The organism is Marinobacter oulmenensis (assembly GCF_014201735.1).
In the GTDB taxonomy this organism is placed as follows: domain Bacteria; phylum Pseudomonadota; class Gammaproteobacteria; order Pseudomonadales; family Oleiphilaceae; genus Marinobacter; species Marinobacter oulmenensis.
Genome location: NZ_JACHFE010000001.1, coordinates 455,974 through 472,329, shown reverse-complemented (window position 1 = coordinate 472,329; position 16,356 = coordinate 455,974). Strand labels below are relative to the sequence as shown.

The following is a 16,356-nucleotide window of genomic DNA, read 5'->3' as shown; positions in this document are numbered from 1 at the left end:
AGGGTTCTGATGGGAAATCCGCTACGCCACAATTTCTTGTTAGAAGTCGTTCCTGCCGGAAGCGTCCGATGCCGTGAGGCAAAGTACTCAATCTGCTCACGGACGCTCCCCGAATAGTTCAAGGCCACTGGTTTTTGTTCAGAGCCTGGAACAAACTTAGGACAATGCCCTAAACTGAACAAGGTACAATTAAGACAATTGATCCATATACTGTACCCATAAAAATGTAGGCACAATTTAAGGAAGCCATGAATCATGCAGACTGCACGAGCCCAGCAGATCGCAGACAGAATCATCGGCCAGATTGAACAGGGAGACCTGGCAGCAGGGTCCCGACTGCCCTCCATTCGCAGCGCCGCCGAGAGCTTCGGGGTATCGAAGAATACGATTATCGATGCCTACGACCGGCTGGTCGCCACCGGTTATGTTCGCCCCAGACGGGGCTCCGGTTTCTATGTGGAAGCGGCCAGGCCAGCACGCCCGGACATCAAGCCGGAACACTTTACCGAGGCGGTGGACCTGGTATCGCTGCTCAGAGAACAGCTGAACCAGCATTACGAAGTACGAGCCGGTGACGGGCGCCTGCCGGCAAGCTGGATGGAAAACGCAGACATCCGTCGTCAGTTCAAACGGATTGGCACAGGCAATGACAGTGACGGATTTGAATACGGCAACCCACAGGGACTCATGGGGCTGCGGGAGGATATCTCACGCACGCTGCTGGACCGGGCCATCAACGCCCATCCAGACCAGATCCTGCTCACCTTTGGCGCCAATCACGCACTGGACCTGATTGTCCGACACTTTGTGGATACTGGGGATCCGGTACTGGTGGAAACCCCGGGCTATTACCCAATGTTCGGCAAACTCCGGCTACAACGGGCCAGGACCATCGGTGTTCCCCGGGGCCCGGAGGGGCTGGATATCGAGCAACTGGAGCAGGCCATCCGGACCTACCGGCCACGACTGCTGTTTGTCCAGCCCATGGCCCACAACCCCACCGGCACGTCCATGTCGTTGCAGAATATGCATGCGGTGCTGCGGATTGCAGAACAGCACGATCTCACCATCATCGAGGACGACCCGTTCGGCGATATCCTGCCCCGCGCAACCCCCCATCTGGCATCACTGGACGCACTCAACCGTGTGATCTACGTGGGCACTTTCTCCAAAACCCTGTCTGCCAGCCTCCGCTGTGGCTATATTGCCGCCAGCCGGAAACTGATTCACTCTCTGACTGACATCAAGATGCTGACGGTGGTGAACGGCTCCAGCGCGATCGAGGGCATGATCCACGAGATGATTATCCGGGGCCGCTACCGACGCCACATGACCCGGCTTCGGGACCGGGTTGCAAAAGCCGGGGCCGAAGCCGTGACAGCCCTGGGCAGCATCGGCCTCAACCAGGTACACCCGCCAACCGGCGGCTACTATGTCTGGTGTCCGTTGCCCGGGCATGTGGATACAGTCGAGCTGGCACACCGGGCCTCCGCCCAGGGTATTTTCCTGGCTCCCGGGCACCTGTTCACCCTGGCGAACGATGAAAGCGGCCAGGCGCTGAGGATCAACATCGCCCATGCCCGCAACCCGCGCTTGCTGGAGTTTCTCCGCAAAGAAGTCGTGGAACCGGGCGGCTAGCTTACCCGGTCATAACCGCCTTCCAGGCCATCCCGGGACAGCACCCACTGCCATAGGTGAATCTCCCGGGAACGGAAGGCGCCAGCGCAGGCCATGAGGTAGTAGGTCCACATGCGACAGAAACGGTCGCCGAGCTGCTCCCGGAACTCCGGCCAGGCGGCGCGGAAATTGTCGTACCAGGCCATCAGCGTGCGGTCGTAATCAGGGCCGAAATTGTGCAGGTCCTCAACATCAAACAGGCCCCGCGTAGCACTGCTGATCTGGCTCAGGGTGGGCAGCTCGCCATTGGGGAAGATGTAGCGGTCCATCCAGGGATCAGAACCGGCGGCATCTTCCCGGGTACCGATGGTATGCAGCAGGAACAGCCCATCCTCCGCCAGGCAGCGATGCGCCACTGCCATGAAGGCCCGGTAGTTTTTCCGCCCCACGTGCTCGAACATCCCTACGCTGACAATACGATCAAACTGTCCCTGCACCTCCCGGTAATCCTGCAGGCGGAATTCCAGCGGGAGATGGGGGTATTGCTGCTGGGCCCAGGCGGTCTGTTCCCGGGAGACCGTCACCCCAACGCACTCAACCCCGTAATGCTCGGCGGCGTAGCTCATGAAACTGCCCCACCCGCAACCGATGTCGAGCACCCGCATACCGGGCTCCAGCTTCAGTTTGCGACAAATAAGGTCAAGCTTGGCCTCCTGTGCCTGCTCCAGGGTCCGGGCGTCTTTCCAGTAGCCGCAGGTGTAGGTCATCCGGGAATCCAGCATGGACCGGTAAAAGGCATTGCCCAGGTCGTAGTGGTGCTCCCCGACCTGCCAGGCCCGGCGGCTGTTCTGGCGATTAAGCAGTCGCGCCCGGAGGATGTGGAACAGTGCGCGCGACGGCCGCACCTGATGATGCAAACGGGCTTTGAGCAGGCGATGGAAGAACTGATCCAGACGGTCACAATCCCATTCACCGGCCATGTAGCTTTCCCCCAGCCCGAGGCTGCCCCGGGCAAGAATCTGCTCGGCAGCATTGGGGTCATTCAGACGCAGGTCCCAGCTATGGTGGCCATTGATTTCAATATCTGCCTGCTTGAGCAGCTCACGCAGGTACTGCTCGGACGAGGACCGGCGTAGCCCCCATCGATGACTGTCATGGCCGGGCCCATTCGAGGTGATCGTAGACAAAACGCTTCCCCCCCTCTGTCAGAAAAGACGTGAGAGAAACCTCTTAATCACTCCAAGCGGCAGCCTGGAGTGATTAAGAGGTTCCCTTCGCTAAATCTAGGACAAATTCGGGGAATCTGGGGTTAAATCTGTTAATCGAGGCAATAGCTTGCTTGCTAATGGAGGGCCGCAGCCCTCACCAGAGATCCTTCTGGATAGTCTGCCAAAGCTTGCGGTAGGCGGCCGCTGCCGGCGTGTTGGGTGCCAGTTTTTCCAGGGGCAGTCCTTCCTCTCCCATGCGTTCCACCACGCTGGCGTAGGGCACCGCCACATTGGTGCAGTTGGCCATCAATTCCGGGCCACGCTCGACCAGTTCCCGGTGCAGGTTCTTGCGACGATCGACCATGGAGAAAAAGGGCCTCAGCTTCTTGGCACCGAGTTTCTTGTCCTTGGCAAAGTCATACAACTGGTTCCAGCTGTTCATCGACAGCCAGGTGGGCACCAGGGGTACGTACACCTTATCAGCGGCATTCAGCACCTGCTCGGTCAGGCGGGACAGTGTCGGCGGGCAGTCCAGAACCACCAGGCTGGTTTCCTCAGAAAGTGGCGCCAGCAGTTTCTTGAGCTGGTTATCACCGGACTCCTGCTCAAGCTTGATGTCGAAATTCCGGAAGCTGCTGTGCGCGGGGATAAAATCCAGCCCCGGATAGACGTCGTCATGAATGAACTTGGCCATCGGAGACTTGCCTTCCAACAGCTTCGAGAGCTTGCGACCTTTAACCGGCTCGGCACCGGCCAGATAGAAACTGGAGGCACCCTGGGGATCCAGGTCCCACAGAAGGGTCTGGCAATTATTCTGGCTGGCCAGGTAGGCAATGTTGACCGCCGCCGCCGTTTTACCAACACCGCCCTTCGGACTGTAGAACGCAATTATCCTCATGCTGCCTCACTCCTGCCGTGGTCATTCCGTTATAAAAACACTACAGGATAACAGTTGGATCGTCGTGCCCTGTTACGGTTTTATGACGCCGCTCCTCTGGGTCCCGGGCGCCGGGTCGGGCGGCAGGCAAAGCGGTTTGGTGCTAGAATGGTCGCCTGCTATTCAACGAGGACACTGCGCCATGACACTCACCCTCTGGCTTACCTTTCTGATCGCCGCCGTCCTGATCAGCCTGTCGCCGGGCGCCGGAGCGGTGAATACCATGAGCAACGGCGTTCGCTTTGGCGTCAAACGGTCCCTGCCGGCCATTCTGGGCCTGCAGTTGGGGTATGGTGCGCAGATTGTGCTGGTGGGTGCGGGCCTGGGCGCACTGGTCGCGTCGTCAGCCACCCTGCTGACCGTCATCAAATGGATCGGTGTGGCCTACCTGATCTGGCTGGGCATACAGAAGTGGCGTGAGCCGGTACTGGCGGTCGATGAAAACGAAGAACCGGACATCAGCCCCCGCCGCCAGTTCTGGGATGCGGCCCTGGTCAACGTCACCAACCCAAAGGCCACCGTTTTTCTGATTGCGCTCTTTCCCCAGTTCCTGGTGGCGGAGGCACCCCATGGCCCGCAACTGGTGACCATGGGTACCACGCTGATTCTGGTGGACTGTCTGGTGATGCTGGGTTACGCCCTGCTGGCCAGCCAACTGTTGCGATTCATGACCACACCCCGCCGCCAGCGCCAGATGAACCGGCTGTTCGGCGGGCTCTTTGTCACCGCTGCCGTGGCCCTTGCCAGCTTCAAGCGAGCCTGAGCATCAGCCCAGCAGTCCGGGACTGGCCAGCCAGTCAATCACCGCCGGATAGTCGTCCAGGTCCAGAACAAACTCCTGGCCCCGGGCTGCGCTGCGCAGCCGACACCAGCCATCGTGTGTTTCAGACCAGCGCTCGGGTTTGTGGTGGTAACTCAGCGGCACACGGCCGGTACCGGGCAGGAACGCGGCAGGCAGTCGCCAGTCCGTGACGCGGGTCGCTCCGGGCTCGGTCAGCCGATGCGCCCCGGTCAGGGTGGACAGGATGCCGGCACCGGGAAGGTTGGTCTGACGTCCCGGCAATGCCAGGCGATCCCGGCCCACATACAGGCAGTTGTGCCGGGAGCGATCACCGTGAAGGTGGGGATGGTAGGCGGCCCAGGCCGGCACCGATCGGGTTCCGTCCAGCGGCCAGACCTCCGCCACCTGAAGCCAGCCCCAGAGGCTGTGGAATGCCTGGCTGCCCGGCACAAAGCGCCAGCGGCCCCGGAACGGTTCCACCGGCTGGAACAGGGCGAAGAAAAGAAACAGGTCGCCCTCGGCCACCCCATGGTTGGCCAGGTGCGCCTGGGCGGAACTGTGCTGTCCCAGCAGTGGCCGCCAGCCGGCTTGCCGGGGCAACGCGTCGGCCAGGAGGTCCGGATCCAGGTGGGCACCACGGCGGGAAAACGCCGGCTGGCCGGTCAGTTGCGCCACCAGCCGGCCAAGACTGGCGCCCTGGTGACGGATCTGGCTGTAACGGATCGGGGATTGCGGGTCGGGAATGGGCAGGGCCAGACAGCGGCCATCCGGAAACACCGGGTTCGGGCATCCTCCGGAGGCGCTGTCAAAGCCTTTACGGCTGAGGATCAGTTTCATGGGGCCATTTTACTGGACCGCGTTCACCACTTCACCTACCTGCAGACGCACACTCATCAGGCCACCACCCGACAGGTACCAGAGCCCCGGGTCCAGAACCACCATGCGGGTGCCATCCGGCAGGGCGTCACGCAGCCAGCCCGCATCCAGTGGCTCGGCACCGATGGCAGCGCTCCGGTCCACCACCAGCAGAACATCGGGCGCCATACCGGCCAGGGTATCCAGATCGACCGGGTAGAAGATTCGGGTGCCCCGGTGAATCGGCTCCACCGTGTCAGGTACCGGCGCCGGCGTCAGCGCCAGCAGATCGTAGACCACGGCCTCGTCACGGAGGGAGAAATGGCCGTCGTTGTGGGTCACAACCGTGATCGTGCCGGCATCCGCCAGACGGTTTTTCTGACGATCCACGTATTGCCATAGTGACGCCAGCGCCTCACCGGCCCGGTCCTGAACGCCATAGAGTCCGGCCAGGTCCTGCACGCGTTCGGTGATCGCCTCGCGGTAATCGCCCTCCGGCGTGGCCAGTTCTTTAACCCGGGTCATCGCCCTTACATCATCAATGGCCTCGCCCTGGCGTCCGGTCATGATCACCAGGTCCGGGTCAAGCCGGGCCAGCGTATCCAGGTCCGGTTCCTTGAGGCTGCCGGCATCCGGGAGCCTGCCGGCCAGGTCCGACAGATAATCCGGCAGTCCCTGCTGGGGAACGGCAAGAACGCGATCGCCCACGCCCAGTTCCAGCAGCGTATCCAGGGCCCCGTGGTCGTAACTTACCACGCTCGGCCCGGAGGTCTCCGGTGTTGCGGCACAGCCGGCCAGGGTCAGCGCCGCCAGCGCGCCGGCCATCAGTGTTTTCAGTGAAGTCATTCAGGGTTCCTCCGGTCAGAAATCGACGGTCAGGCCGACGTTGAGCATGCGGCCGTCCAGGACCACTTCGTAGTCGTCGTTGGTCACTTCGTCATTGGCCAGGTTATAGATGCCGGCTTTCATACGGGCGCTGCTGCTCAGGTTGTAGACCAGGCCCACATCCACAAAGCCGTAATCCGGCGTGCCGTCGCCCATGCTGGTGCGGCTGAGGTAATCGCTGGTCTTGCCCCGGTAATTGCCCTGGGCCCAAAGGCTCAGGTCCGTAGTGGCCTGCCAGTCAACCGACACATTGGCCATGTGTTTGGGAACCCGGTTCAGCGGCTCGCCGGCGAACTCTCCGGTTTTCTGCTCGGATTCGGTGTAGGTGTAACTGGAGCTCAGGCGAACATCGCGGGTGATGTCGTAATCCATGGTCAGTTCCACCCCCTGCATTTCCGCCTCGGAAATGTTGCTGCGGGTGCCGACAAACTGGTAAGTCACGCCCTGATAGCTGCAGTCCCAGGTGGACGGGTCGTAGCGGTCCGGGTTCGCGGTTTCGCACAGACGGTCCTCGGCGATCTTGTCGTCGAACTGGGTGAAGAACAGCATGGCACTGGTGTTCAGTGTCCGGGCGGGGTTCTGGTAGACAAACCCGAACTCGTAGTTGGTGCTGGTTTCCGGATCCAGATCCTCATTACCGATGATCAGCGCCCGCGGGTTATTCCGGTTGGGGATGTTACGCCAGTCACCGCCGCCGGTGCCGCGGCCAAAGCCTTCGGTGGCATCAGACAGTCCCGGCTGGCGATAACCGGTGGAAATCCCGCCCTTAAGGGTCCATTGCGGTGTGGCATGGTAGTTCGCATAGACCCGCGGAGACAGGTGCCCCCCAAACAGCTCATCGTCGTCGTAACGCACACCGGTGGTCAGGTTGAGCTTGTCGGTCAGGCGCCACTCCATTTCCGCATAGAGCGAGGCGAGCCAGCGATCAACACTGCGGACCGCCCCGGGAACATTGGCGCTCAGCAGCCCGTTGCTTTCATCAACCAGCTCCTCCTCCTTGTACTGGCCGCCCATGGTGAGCACGTGCTCACCCCAGAAGTAGGTAGCCTGGGTGTTGAACGTGGTCAGGTCCTCTTTCTTTTCGTCTTCCTGGATACGTTCGGACACGTCGTGCTGCAGGTAGGTGTCCGTCATCAGGTTGCCGTAGTTGCCCTTGTGACCGACGGTGTACACATCCTTGTCGTAACGGGTGGTGCTGACTTCGTTGGGTGTGTTGCCACCCCGGCCACCCATCAGCGGAATGCTGGCACCGGGGCGGTGGGTGTATTCCTTGGTGGAGGAGGTATAGCCCAGGGTGAATTCGTTTTCCTCATCCGGCGTCAGATAGAGCTCGACGCCGCCCTGGCGGGTATCCGTTTCCGGGGTACTCTCCGCGTTATCATCGCCACCGATGTAGTCGGCTTCCTCCAGCCCCAGCCAGCTACCATGCACCTGGGCACCCAGCAGTCCCTTGATGATCGGCGCGGACGTGGAGAAGCTTACCTGTTGCCCATCGTTGTTGATGTCATTCAGGGAATGGTTGTATTCCGTGGTAATGGACCCGGAAAACTCATCGGTCGGCTTCTTGGTGATGATGTTGATCACACCGCCCATGGCACTGGAGCCATACAGCGATGACATGGGGCCACGGATTACTTCCACCCGCTCAATCATGGAGACCGGCGGCAGGCCAATCTGTTTGCCGCCATCGGTGCCGTTGGTGTTGACCGAACGCCCGTCGGATATGGGCCGGCCATCGATCAGATACAGAGTGTAGCTGCTGTCCATGCCCCGGATGCTGATGTCCTGGGAGGCGCCGCCACCGGTGACGAATACCCCAGGAATGTTATTCACCGCGTCTACGATGCTGCTGTAGGACTTTTTTTCCAGCTCGTCACCGGAAATGGTGGAAATACTGGCCGGTGCGTCAGAAATGTTCTGTTCAAAGCCGGCAGCGGTCACCACGATCTCGCCAAGTTCCATGGGTTCGGACTGGGCAAACGCCGGGGAACCGGCAGTCGCCATGGCGATGGCTGACGCCAGCAGGGAAATACGACGGGGCATGAATCACTCCTTGTGTTCAATGTTGCGCTCACCGCAACTGCAGGATTTAATTATCACTGGCAGATGCGAATCATTATCAGTGCGGCGAACATTAACACACGGAAAGCTGATTGATGCCGGAATGATCCGTTCCGGTTTACGGAACGTTCTCGCCTTCGACAGACACTGACTGCCCCCAGGCAGCGGGGACGGCGGCCCGGATATTAGCCAAAAAGGCTCTGACGCGGCGCGGGAGATGGCCATGGGGATACAGCATGGTCACCGGCAGCGCCGGCCCCTGCCATTCAGTCAGGCAGGGCTCGAGTGTGCCGGGATGGGCCTGCAACCGCTTTTCCACCAGCCAGTGAGGCATCAGCCCAAGCCCCCGTCCACTGGCAATGGCATCGCCCTGGACACTCAACTGGTCCACCGTCAGCCCTCTGTCAGGTACTGTCAGCGGGTAGACGCCCAACCGCGAGTGCCGGAGTACCACACCCTCGGCGCTATCACCGAGCAGGTCCACCCAGCGATGATCGTCCAGATCGCCCGGGGTCTGCGGCGAGCCATGCTCTCTGAAGTAGTCCGGGCTGCCATAGACCCCCTGGGTCAGGTTGCCCAGGTTTTCCTGACGCAGGGCCGTGTCACCCACCGGACCCAGCCAGATGCAGACATCACTGTCCAGGCTCTCGGGCACGGCTCGCTGGGTACCGATCGCCACACGCAGGTCCGGATGCGATTCCATGAACGACTCAACCAGCTTGGAAAACCAGCCCCGAACAAAACTTTCGTGACAGCGCAGCGACAGCCTGCCGCTGACTTCCTCACGCAATTCGTCCAGGGCTTCACGGCCCTGGGAGGCCAGTTCGAGCATGTCATTGCTGTAGCGGTAAAACACCCGCCCCGCCTCATTGGGAAGGATCCGGCGGGACTGGCGTAATAGCAGGGGCTGGCCAACCGCCTCTTCCAGTTGCCGGATCCTCCGGCTGAGCGTGGACTTTGGCAGCCCAAGATCCCGGGTGCTGGCGGTCAGGCTCCCGGTCCGGACCACCGACACAAAGGCTTCAAGTTCCTGAAAATCATACATGGCAACCATCCCGGAATATGAAACTGAGTGTTCCAAGATAGCACTTTAAAAAAGCAATGAGAACAATTATCATTATTTGATCCTGGATCGCCACGCATAGTCTGGAGCCTTTACCGAATGAGTCGTTCGCACCACCCCCTAAAAGCCATCCTTACCAAGACCCTGGCCGCCCTGGTCCTGCCACTGGCTGCGTTGTCACCGGCTCAGGCCGCCGAGCATACGGTTGATACCGCCTTCGGACCGGTCACCATTGAGGGGCAGCCGGAGCGGGTGGTCACGCTCTACGAAGGCGCCCTGGATGCAACCCTTGCGGTGGACGCCAACGCAGTCGGCGCAGTGATTACCCGTGGCGGAACCGACGTGGCGGACTACATCAAATCCGAGGCCGGCGACATCCGCATTGTCGGCACGCCGGGCGAAACCAACATTGAAGCAGTCGTCGCCGCCCGGCCGGACCTGATTCTCACCAGTAGCCGCACCAGCAAAGAACAGTTCGAGCTGCTCTCCCGGGTGGCGCCCGTGGTGGTGTCCGACGTGCCACTGTTCCAGCCCGACAGCTGGATCCGGGAGACGCGCCTGTATGCCAGCGCACTGGGCCGGGAAGGAGCCGGCGAGTCGGTGATTGACCGGGTTCGGAACCGCATCGCCGAGGTGGCCGACCTGGTGAATGAGACGATCCCTGCCGATCAGCGCGACGCCACGCTGGTGCGCTGGATGCCCCAGGGGCCTCTGGTCATGGCCGAGGGTCTGTTTTCCGCTTCCATCCTCCAGGCTGTTGGCTTTGACGTAACCGACAATGGTCTGGTGAAAGAGGGTCGCCCACACAGCGAACCCCTGAGCCTCGAGAACCTCTCTAGCATGGATCAGACCTGGGTGTTCCTTGCGACCCTGAATGAGGATGGCCAGAAAGCGCTCGACTCCGCTCGCAAATCCCCGGCATTTGCGCGCCTTGAGGCTGTCGAGGCCGGCCGCGTGGCCTCCGTCAGCGGTCAGCTCTGGACCAGCGCTTCCGGCCCTCTGGCCGTGCTTGCCATCCTTGATGACATTGAGGTTGCTGTTCGTGACATGAATCCCTGAGGTCACGAATCTTGGCAACATCTGCAAGAAAACGCGTGGTTGTGTCTCGCGCCTTCCTTCCGCCGCTCGCTTCGGCGGTTTTTTTACTTCTGCTGGTCGCAATCGGCAGCCTGCTGTATGGCGCCGGCCCGGTATCGCCGGCAGAAGCCCTGGCCGTTCTGGCCGGTGGCGGCACGGATGAAGCACGATTCGTCCTGATGGAACTACGCTTGCCGCGCACCATCATCGGCATGGTGACCGGCCTGGCCCTGGGGCTGGCCGGCGCACTCCTGCAATCAATGACGCGCAACCCTCTGGCGGAACCGGGACTGCTGGGCGTGAGCGCCGGCAGCGGTTTTGCGGTGGCGCTGGCGATCCTGCTGGGGGCAACCACCGCCACCCTCACCACCCTGGTAGCTCAACTGGGGGCGCTGGCCGGCTGCGCCCTGGTGATTGCGGCCACCCGCGTTCAGGGACTGGGGAACGATCCGGTCCGGCTGGTACTGGCCGGCGCCACTCTGAGCGGCCTGCTGATGGCACTGACCTCCATGCTTATGCTCGTCGACCAGCGGGCCGCCGACGAAATCCGTTTCTGGATCACCGGCAGTATCGCAGGCAAGCCCCTGGATATGCTTGGCGCCACCCTGCCCTCGATCATCCTCGCCCTGGTCATGATCGTGATGGTGGCCAGGCCTCTGGCCGCCATGGCCCTGGGTGAGAAAGCAGCGGTAGGCCTGGGACATCATCCCGGCCGTATCCGGTTGCTGATCACCCTGTCCGTCGCGCTGCTGGTGGGTTCCGCCACCGCGCTGGCCGGCCCCCTGATTTTTGTCGGGCTGGTGGTGCCATTTATCGCCCGCGCTCTGGCGGGCCCCGACATTCGCCGGACACTGTGGCTGTGTGCTCCCATCGGGCCGATCATCCTGCTGGCCGCCGACATTGTCTCCCGGCTGATTGCCGCCCCGGCCGAAATGCCCCTGGGCGTTGTCACGGCACTGGTGGGCGCCCCCATCCTGCTGGCCATTGTCAGGGCCGGCCGTATGCCTTCGCTGTAACGGACAAGGACCCGACATGACACTGCCCGACAAGCGAACCACCATCACCAATATCGCCCTGTTCGTGGTCATGCTGGCAGCCATTACGGCATCTCTGGCTATCGGCACGCTGCAACTGACACCAACAGAGGTGGCACTGGCGCTGGCTGGCCAGGCCGACCCCATGACCGATCTTGTGGTAAACCAGTTGCGCCTGGACAGGACCCTAGCCGGGCTGCTGACAGGAGCCGCCCTGGCCATGGCCGGGTGCCTGATGCAGACCCTGGCCCGCAACCGGCTGGCGACTCCCGGCATCATCGGCATTGATAACGCAGCCACAGCCTTTGCCGTGGCTTCTGTGGTGGGTATCGGGGTCTCCCTAGCACCGTCCACCATGGCGCTGACCGGGGCCGCGGTTGCCACCGCCCTGGCCTTCGGGCTGGCGGGCGCAAAAGGCACAAGGGGTTACCGTTTCATCGTCGCAGGCATCGGCATCGGTGCCATTGCCGGTTCGGCCACCCAGGTCCTGCTCAGCCGGGTGGCCATCGACACGGCCAACGCCGCCTACCCGTGGACGGTGGGCAGCCTCAATGCCCGCTCTGACCAGAGCGTCCTGGTGCTGGCTGTCGGGCTGGGCATCGGCTATCTCGCGCTGATGGGCATCAGCCGCGCCCTGAACACCCTGCAGTTCTCTGACCCGGTTGCCATTGCCCTGGGCACGCGCCTGCGCTCTACCCGGGTGCTCGGCCTTGGGCTGTCGGTGCTGCTGACCGGGCTGGCCGTTTCCGTCTGTGGCCCGGTGGGTCTGATTGCCCTGCTGGCGCCGGAACTTGCCCGCACGCTTTGTCGCCCGGGCAAGGTGCCACTGACCGCTTCCGCACTGGCCGGCGCAACCTTCATGGTGACCGCAGACCTGCTTGGAAGAACCCTGTTTTCACCTCTGGAAGTACCGGTAGGGATCATTACCGCCATTATTGGCAGTCCCTATCTTCTGTGGATACTGCTGAGACCTTCCCAACGGAGTCCGACATGAGTCCAACCAAGACGTCGACCCTGGCCGCCGACGCCATTACCCTGGCGCACCGTCGCTTTATCGTGGCCGAGAACCTGAGCGTTGCCCTGCCCCCGGGCCGGGTGACGGCCATCGTTGGCCCCAATGGTTGCGGCAAGTCGACGCTGCTCAATGGCCTGGCCCGTATTCACACTCCGGCACAGGGCTCGGTCCTGCTTGATGGCAAGGATATCCACACACTCCCGTCCCGGGAAGTCGCGCGCAAGCTTGCCCTGCTGCCCCAGGACAATACCGCACCGGAAGGGCTCACGGTCGGGGACCTGGTCCGTTTCGGACGCCAGCCGCATCAGGGATGGATGAAACAGTGGTCCCGTGAGGATCAGCGAGCCTATGACGAGGCCATGACGGCGGCAGACATGGAACAACTGGCGGACAGGGCCCTGGACACCCTGTCCGGCGGCCAGCGCCAGCGGGCATGGATCGCCATGGCCGTGGCCCAGCAGACGCCTCTGCTGCTTCTGGACGAACCCACCTCAGCCCTGGATCTGGGGCACCAGATTGAAGTCTTCGAGCTGATCCGCGAACTCAGTGCCCAGGGCAAGACCATTGCCATGGTGGTTCATGACCTGCCCAGCGCCTGTCGCTACTCGGACCACATGGTGGCCATGAAGGCCGGTGAGATCATCCGGGAAGGGGCTCCGGCCGAGATTGTCTCGCCGGAACTGGTGGAGCAGCTCTACGGAGTACACTGCGAGCTCACCCATGATCCGGCCACGGGCAGCCCACTATTGATCAATGTCCGGCGGGCCAGCGCCCGCTGAAATCCTCAGGCGGCAGCAGCCGCCTGTCTCTCCCGGGCCACTGCACCGGGTGCACCCAGAACCAGCAGGGTCGCCCCGGTCGAGCAGGCCAGCATACTCACCACAATCGGCAACAGGGCGTCGCCGCCAAAGGCCGACGACAGCGCACTGATCCCGCCCGACAGGGTGAACTGGGCCGCCCCCAGCAGGGCCGCCGCCGTGCCGCCGAGATGGGGAAAGAACTCCAGCGCGTTGGCCATGTTGTTGGGCACAATACCGCCCTGGCAGCCAATGGCCGCGATCATGCAGGCCACCACCGCCCAGAACGGGCCGTCCATGGCGACCACGGTCACCAGGGCCAGCAGGGCCACAAACTGCATGATCACCTGCACCCGGAGCAGTTGCACGGATGGTATCCGGCGCAACAGCGGCCGGTTGATCAGGTTCAGCGCCGCCATGAAAACAATATTGGCGGCAAACAGTACCGAAAACATGCTGTTCGACAGGCCGAACCATTCCTGGTAGATAAATGAGGAATGCGTGATGAACAGCAGCATGGTGCTGAAACAGAGTACCTGGATGCCAACAAAGCGCATGGTGGCGCTGTGCCGCAGCACCAGGCCATAGTTGGTCACCAGGGTGCTGACCGGCGTGGTGGCCCTGGGTTTGGGAGCCAGACGAGGAAACAGCGCAGTTTGCAGTACAAAGGCCAGGAAGACGGCATAGACAGCCAGCACTACGAATATCCAGTGCCAGTCACCCAGGCTCAGCGTAAAAGCACCCAGTGACGGCGCCGCTGCCGGTGCGATGAACATGATCAGGCCGATCAGCCCGAACAGGCGCGCCGACTCCTGGCCACTGGTCTGATCCCGCACGATGGCAGGGACCGACACCGCACAGAAAGCCCCGCCAATGCCCTGAATCACCCGCCAGAACACCAGTTCCCCCAGGGTGCCGGACTGGGCAATCATCAGCCCGGCGGCGGCGAACACCGTCAGCCCGCCAAACAGAATCAGTTTACGCCCGTAACGGTCGGACAGGGGCCCGCCAACCAACTGGGCCAGACCAAGCGTAAAGACATAGGCACTGAGGCTTAGGCCGATATCGGCATGGGGCACGGAAAAGCCGTCGGCCATGTCGGGAAATGCCGGCAGATAGGCGTCCAGGGCCAGGGGCCCAAGCGCCACGGTCATGCCAAGCATCAATGCAAGCTGAAAATGCGACAACATCTACCCTCCTGAGAATCAGGTAGATAGCTAACAATAACCGTTATTAAATAGCAATGAGAAGTTTCCGAAGTTGCCGCACTGCAGACGAACTCAGTTCAGTATGCACTCGCGGCTGTACTGATCCCCAACCTCCCGTTTTTGCTCCCTGAGCCGGTTGCCCCGTTCATTGCTGTGACCGCGCCGCAACTGCGCCTGAATCCGCTCAAGCCGCTGGTTCAGCTTCCGGCATCGGGCGGCCCGGGCCTGGGCCTGCTGTTTTTCCTGGCGGTAGCGATCCTCGCCGGACGGGGCCAGCATGCGGCCAACGGCCTTACGACTCTTGCGGACCCGCTCCGCCTGCCCGATGTTATCCGCCATCGGAACCGTCACAGGTTCCCGCAGTTCCACCCTCGCCGGCTGCCCGGTGTCTGGCGGTGTGTCCGAGAAATGCACAGCGCCGCTGGCATCGGTCCACCGATATACCTCGGCGCTCGCGGTTACTGCAAGCCCGCTGCTCAGCAGCAGGGTTAAAGCCCTGATCCCTGGTTTCATGATCACATCCTGTGATGTACTGGCAAACAGAAAGGCCGATGCAATCCCTGCACCGGCCCTTCTGACTATACCCGTATTTGCTGTCGACGGGATACTACCGATCCAACAACTCAATCCAGTGATGTACCGGCACCTGCGCCTTGCTCTCAATGTGCAACTGGCAGCCAATGTTGGCAGTGACAATCCTCACCGGGTCCTCCACCGTCAGCGCCTTGATCTTGTTATCCAGCAGCTTCTGGCTCATCTCCGGCTGCAGAACCGAATAGGTACCTGCCGAACCACAGCACAGGTGTTTGTCGCGGGTCTGGGCCAGATCCACGCCGGCACGGGTCAGCACCTGCTCCACGACACCTGTCTGTTTCATGGCGTGCTGCAGGGTGCAGGGGCAGTGAAACGCAACCTTTCCGGCCCCGGCGCTGGCTTTCAGGGGCTCCAGGTCCTCGTTCAGCAGGAACGCACCAAGATCCGTACACAGCTCGCTGACCCGCTTCGCCTTGTTGGCGTAGACCGGATCATCCTTCAGCAGATGGCCATAATCCTGAACCATCGCACCACAACCTGAAGCGGTCATCACAATGGCCTCGGCCCCGGCCTCAATAGCAGGCCACCAGGCATCAATATTCCGGCGCATCTGCTCGAGACCACGTTCGTGTTCCGACAGATGGTAATTAACCGCCCCGCAGCAGCCAGCTTCCGGCGCCTCGACCAGCGTAATGCCCAGCTTGTCCAGAACCCGCGCCGCCGCCGCGTTGGTGTTGGGAGTGGCCGAGGGCTGGACACAGCCGGCCAGTGCCAGCACCACCCGGCTATGACTGCTGGCCGGCCAGGGGCTGGCCTGGCGCCGGGGCGGCACCTTGGCGCGCAGCGCCTGTGGCAATACGGGCCGGAAGGCCTGGCCCAGCTTGAGCATGGAACCAAACAGCTGGCGATTTGGCAGCACCCGGGTCAGACCCCAGCGCACCCAGCGTTCCCGGGGTGAGCGGGGCATTTCCCGGTCCAGCAGGCCCCGGCTGATGTCCACCAGCCGGCCGTACTGTACGCCGGACGGGCAGGTGGTTTCACAGCTGCGGCAGGTCAGGCAGCGGTCCAGGTGTTCCCGGGTTTTTTCCGTGACTTCCCCACCCTCCAGGAACATCTTCATCAGATAGATGCGCCCCCTAGGCCCGTCCCGCTCGTCATTGAGTTCCTGATAGGTCGGACAGGTGGCCGTGCAGAATCCACAGTGAACACAGGCCCGGAGAATGTCTTCGGCTTCCTGTCCTTCCGGTGTATTGGCAAATTGTTGAACCAGATTCGTCTGCATAA

The 16,356-nt window shown here is 62.0% G+C and carries 15 protein-coding genes; 6 read left to right on the top strand and 9 right to left on the bottom strand.

Annotated features, from left to right (window positions below):
- Positions 1 to 255 precede the first annotated feature (255 nt).
- The gene (locus tag HNR38_RS02150) at positions 256 to 1,638 is read left to right on the top strand and encodes an aminotransferase-like domain-containing protein (RefSeq protein ID WP_183699292.1); all 1,383 of its coding nucleotides are present in this window, start codon (positions 256 to 258) and stop codon (positions 1,636 to 1,638) included.
- On the opposite strand, the gene cfa is transcribed toward HNR38_RS02150, so the two are convergent.
- Both cfa and HNR38_RS02140 read right to left on the bottom strand, forming a co-directional pair.
- Complete coding sequence (gene cfa, locus HNR38_RS02145; RefSeq protein WP_221275614.1) at positions 1,635 to 2,804, bottom strand: cyclopropane fatty acyl phospholipid synthase; 1,170 nt, start codon at positions 2,802 to 2,804, stop codon at positions 1,635 to 1,637. The genes HNR38_RS02150 and cfa overlap by 4 nt on opposite strands.
- A 175-nt stretch (positions 2,805 to 2,979) precedes the next feature.
- Entirely contained in the window at positions 2,980 to 3,723 is a 744-nt protein-coding gene (locus HNR38_RS02140; protein ID WP_183699291.1) for a ParA family protein, read from the bottom strand.
- Positions 3,724 to 3,904: 181 nt separating this feature from the next.
- On the opposite strand from HNR38_RS02140, the gene rhtB reads away from it, so the two are divergent.
- Complete coding sequence (gene rhtB, locus HNR38_RS02135) at positions 3,905 to 4,525, top strand: homoserine/homoserine lactone efflux protein (protein ID WP_183699288.1); 621 nt, start codon at positions 3,905 to 3,907, stop codon at positions 4,523 to 4,525.
- A 3-nt stretch (positions 4,526 to 4,528) separates the two neighbouring features.
- On the opposite strand, the gene HNR38_RS02130 is transcribed toward rhtB, so the two are convergent.
- The 4 genes from HNR38_RS02130 to HNR38_RS02115 form a co-directional block, all read right to left on the bottom strand.
- Entirely contained in the window at positions 4,529 to 5,380 is an 852-nt protein-coding gene (locus HNR38_RS02130; RefSeq protein ID WP_183699286.1) for an Nmad3 family putative nucleotide modification protein, read from the bottom strand.
- 9 nt (positions 5,381 to 5,389) lie between these two features.
- Entirely contained in the window at positions 5,390 to 6,244 is an 855-nt protein-coding gene (locus HNR38_RS02125) for an ABC transporter substrate-binding protein (RefSeq protein WP_183699284.1), read from the bottom strand.
- A gap of 15 nt (positions 6,245 to 6,259) precedes the next feature.
- Positions 6,260 to 8,326 (bottom strand): TonB-dependent receptor domain-containing protein, encoded by a 2,067-nt coding sequence (locus HNR38_RS02120; RefSeq protein WP_183699282.1) that lies wholly within the window; start codon positions 8,324 to 8,326, stop codon positions 6,260 to 6,262.
- A 136-nt stretch (positions 8,327 to 8,462) separates the two neighbouring features.
- The gene (locus tag HNR38_RS02115; protein ID WP_183699280.1) at positions 8,463 to 9,389 is read right to left on the bottom strand and encodes a LysR family transcriptional regulator; all 927 of its coding nucleotides are present in this window, start codon (positions 9,387 to 9,389) and stop codon (positions 8,463 to 8,465) included.
- A gap of 117 nt (positions 9,390 to 9,506) precedes the next feature.
- On the opposite strand from HNR38_RS02115, the gene HNR38_RS02110 reads away from it, so the two are divergent.
- From HNR38_RS02110 to HNR38_RS02095, 4 genes are read left to right on the top strand one after another with little or no spacing between them, the layout of a single operon-like run.
- Positions 9,507 to 10,466: an ABC transporter substrate-binding protein gene (locus HNR38_RS02110; RefSeq protein WP_183699278.1), complete on the top strand. Its 960-nt coding sequence runs from the start codon at positions 9,507 to 9,509 to the stop codon at positions 10,464 to 10,466.
- A gap of 35 nt (positions 10,467 to 10,501) precedes the next feature.
- The gene (locus tag HNR38_RS02105) at positions 10,502 to 11,500 is read left to right on the top strand and encodes an iron chelate uptake ABC transporter family permease subunit (RefSeq protein WP_183699276.1); all 999 of its coding nucleotides are present in this window, start codon (positions 10,502 to 10,504) and stop codon (positions 11,498 to 11,500) included.
- Between the two features lie 16 nt (positions 11,501 to 11,516).
- Entirely contained in the window at positions 11,517 to 12,512 is a 996-nt protein-coding gene (locus tag HNR38_RS02100; protein WP_183699274.1) for a FecCD family ABC transporter permease, read from the top strand.
- The gene (locus HNR38_RS02095) at positions 12,509 to 13,312 is read left to right on the top strand and encodes an ABC transporter ATP-binding protein (RefSeq protein WP_183699272.1); all 804 of its coding nucleotides are present in this window, start codon (positions 12,509 to 12,511) and stop codon (positions 13,310 to 13,312) included. The genes HNR38_RS02100 and HNR38_RS02095 overlap by 4 nt, the downstream gene beginning before the upstream one ends.
- A 5-nt stretch (positions 13,313 to 13,317) precedes the next feature.
- Here HNR38_RS02095 and HNR38_RS02090 read toward each other — a convergent pair whose 3' ends face one another.
- The 3 genes from HNR38_RS02090 to glcF form a co-directional block, all read right to left on the bottom strand.
- The gene (locus HNR38_RS02090; protein WP_343068207.1) at positions 13,318 to 14,520 is read right to left on the bottom strand and encodes a multidrug effflux MFS transporter; all 1,203 of its coding nucleotides are present in this window, start codon (positions 14,518 to 14,520) and stop codon (positions 13,318 to 13,320) included.
- A gap of 90 nt (positions 14,521 to 14,610) precedes the next feature.
- Positions 14,611 to 15,051: a DUF4124 domain-containing protein gene (locus HNR38_RS02085; protein WP_183699270.1), complete on the bottom strand. Its 441-nt coding sequence runs from the start codon at positions 15,049 to 15,051 to the stop codon at positions 14,611 to 14,613.
- A 94-nt stretch (positions 15,052 to 15,145) separates the two neighbouring features.
- On the bottom strand, positions 15,146 to 16,354 hold the full coding sequence (glcF, locus tag HNR38_RS02080) for a glycolate oxidase subunit GlcF (RefSeq protein ID WP_183699268.1): 1,209 nt from the start codon (positions 16,352 to 16,354) through the stop codon (positions 15,146 to 15,148).
- Between the last annotated feature and the right edge of the window lie 2 nt (positions 16,355 to 16,356).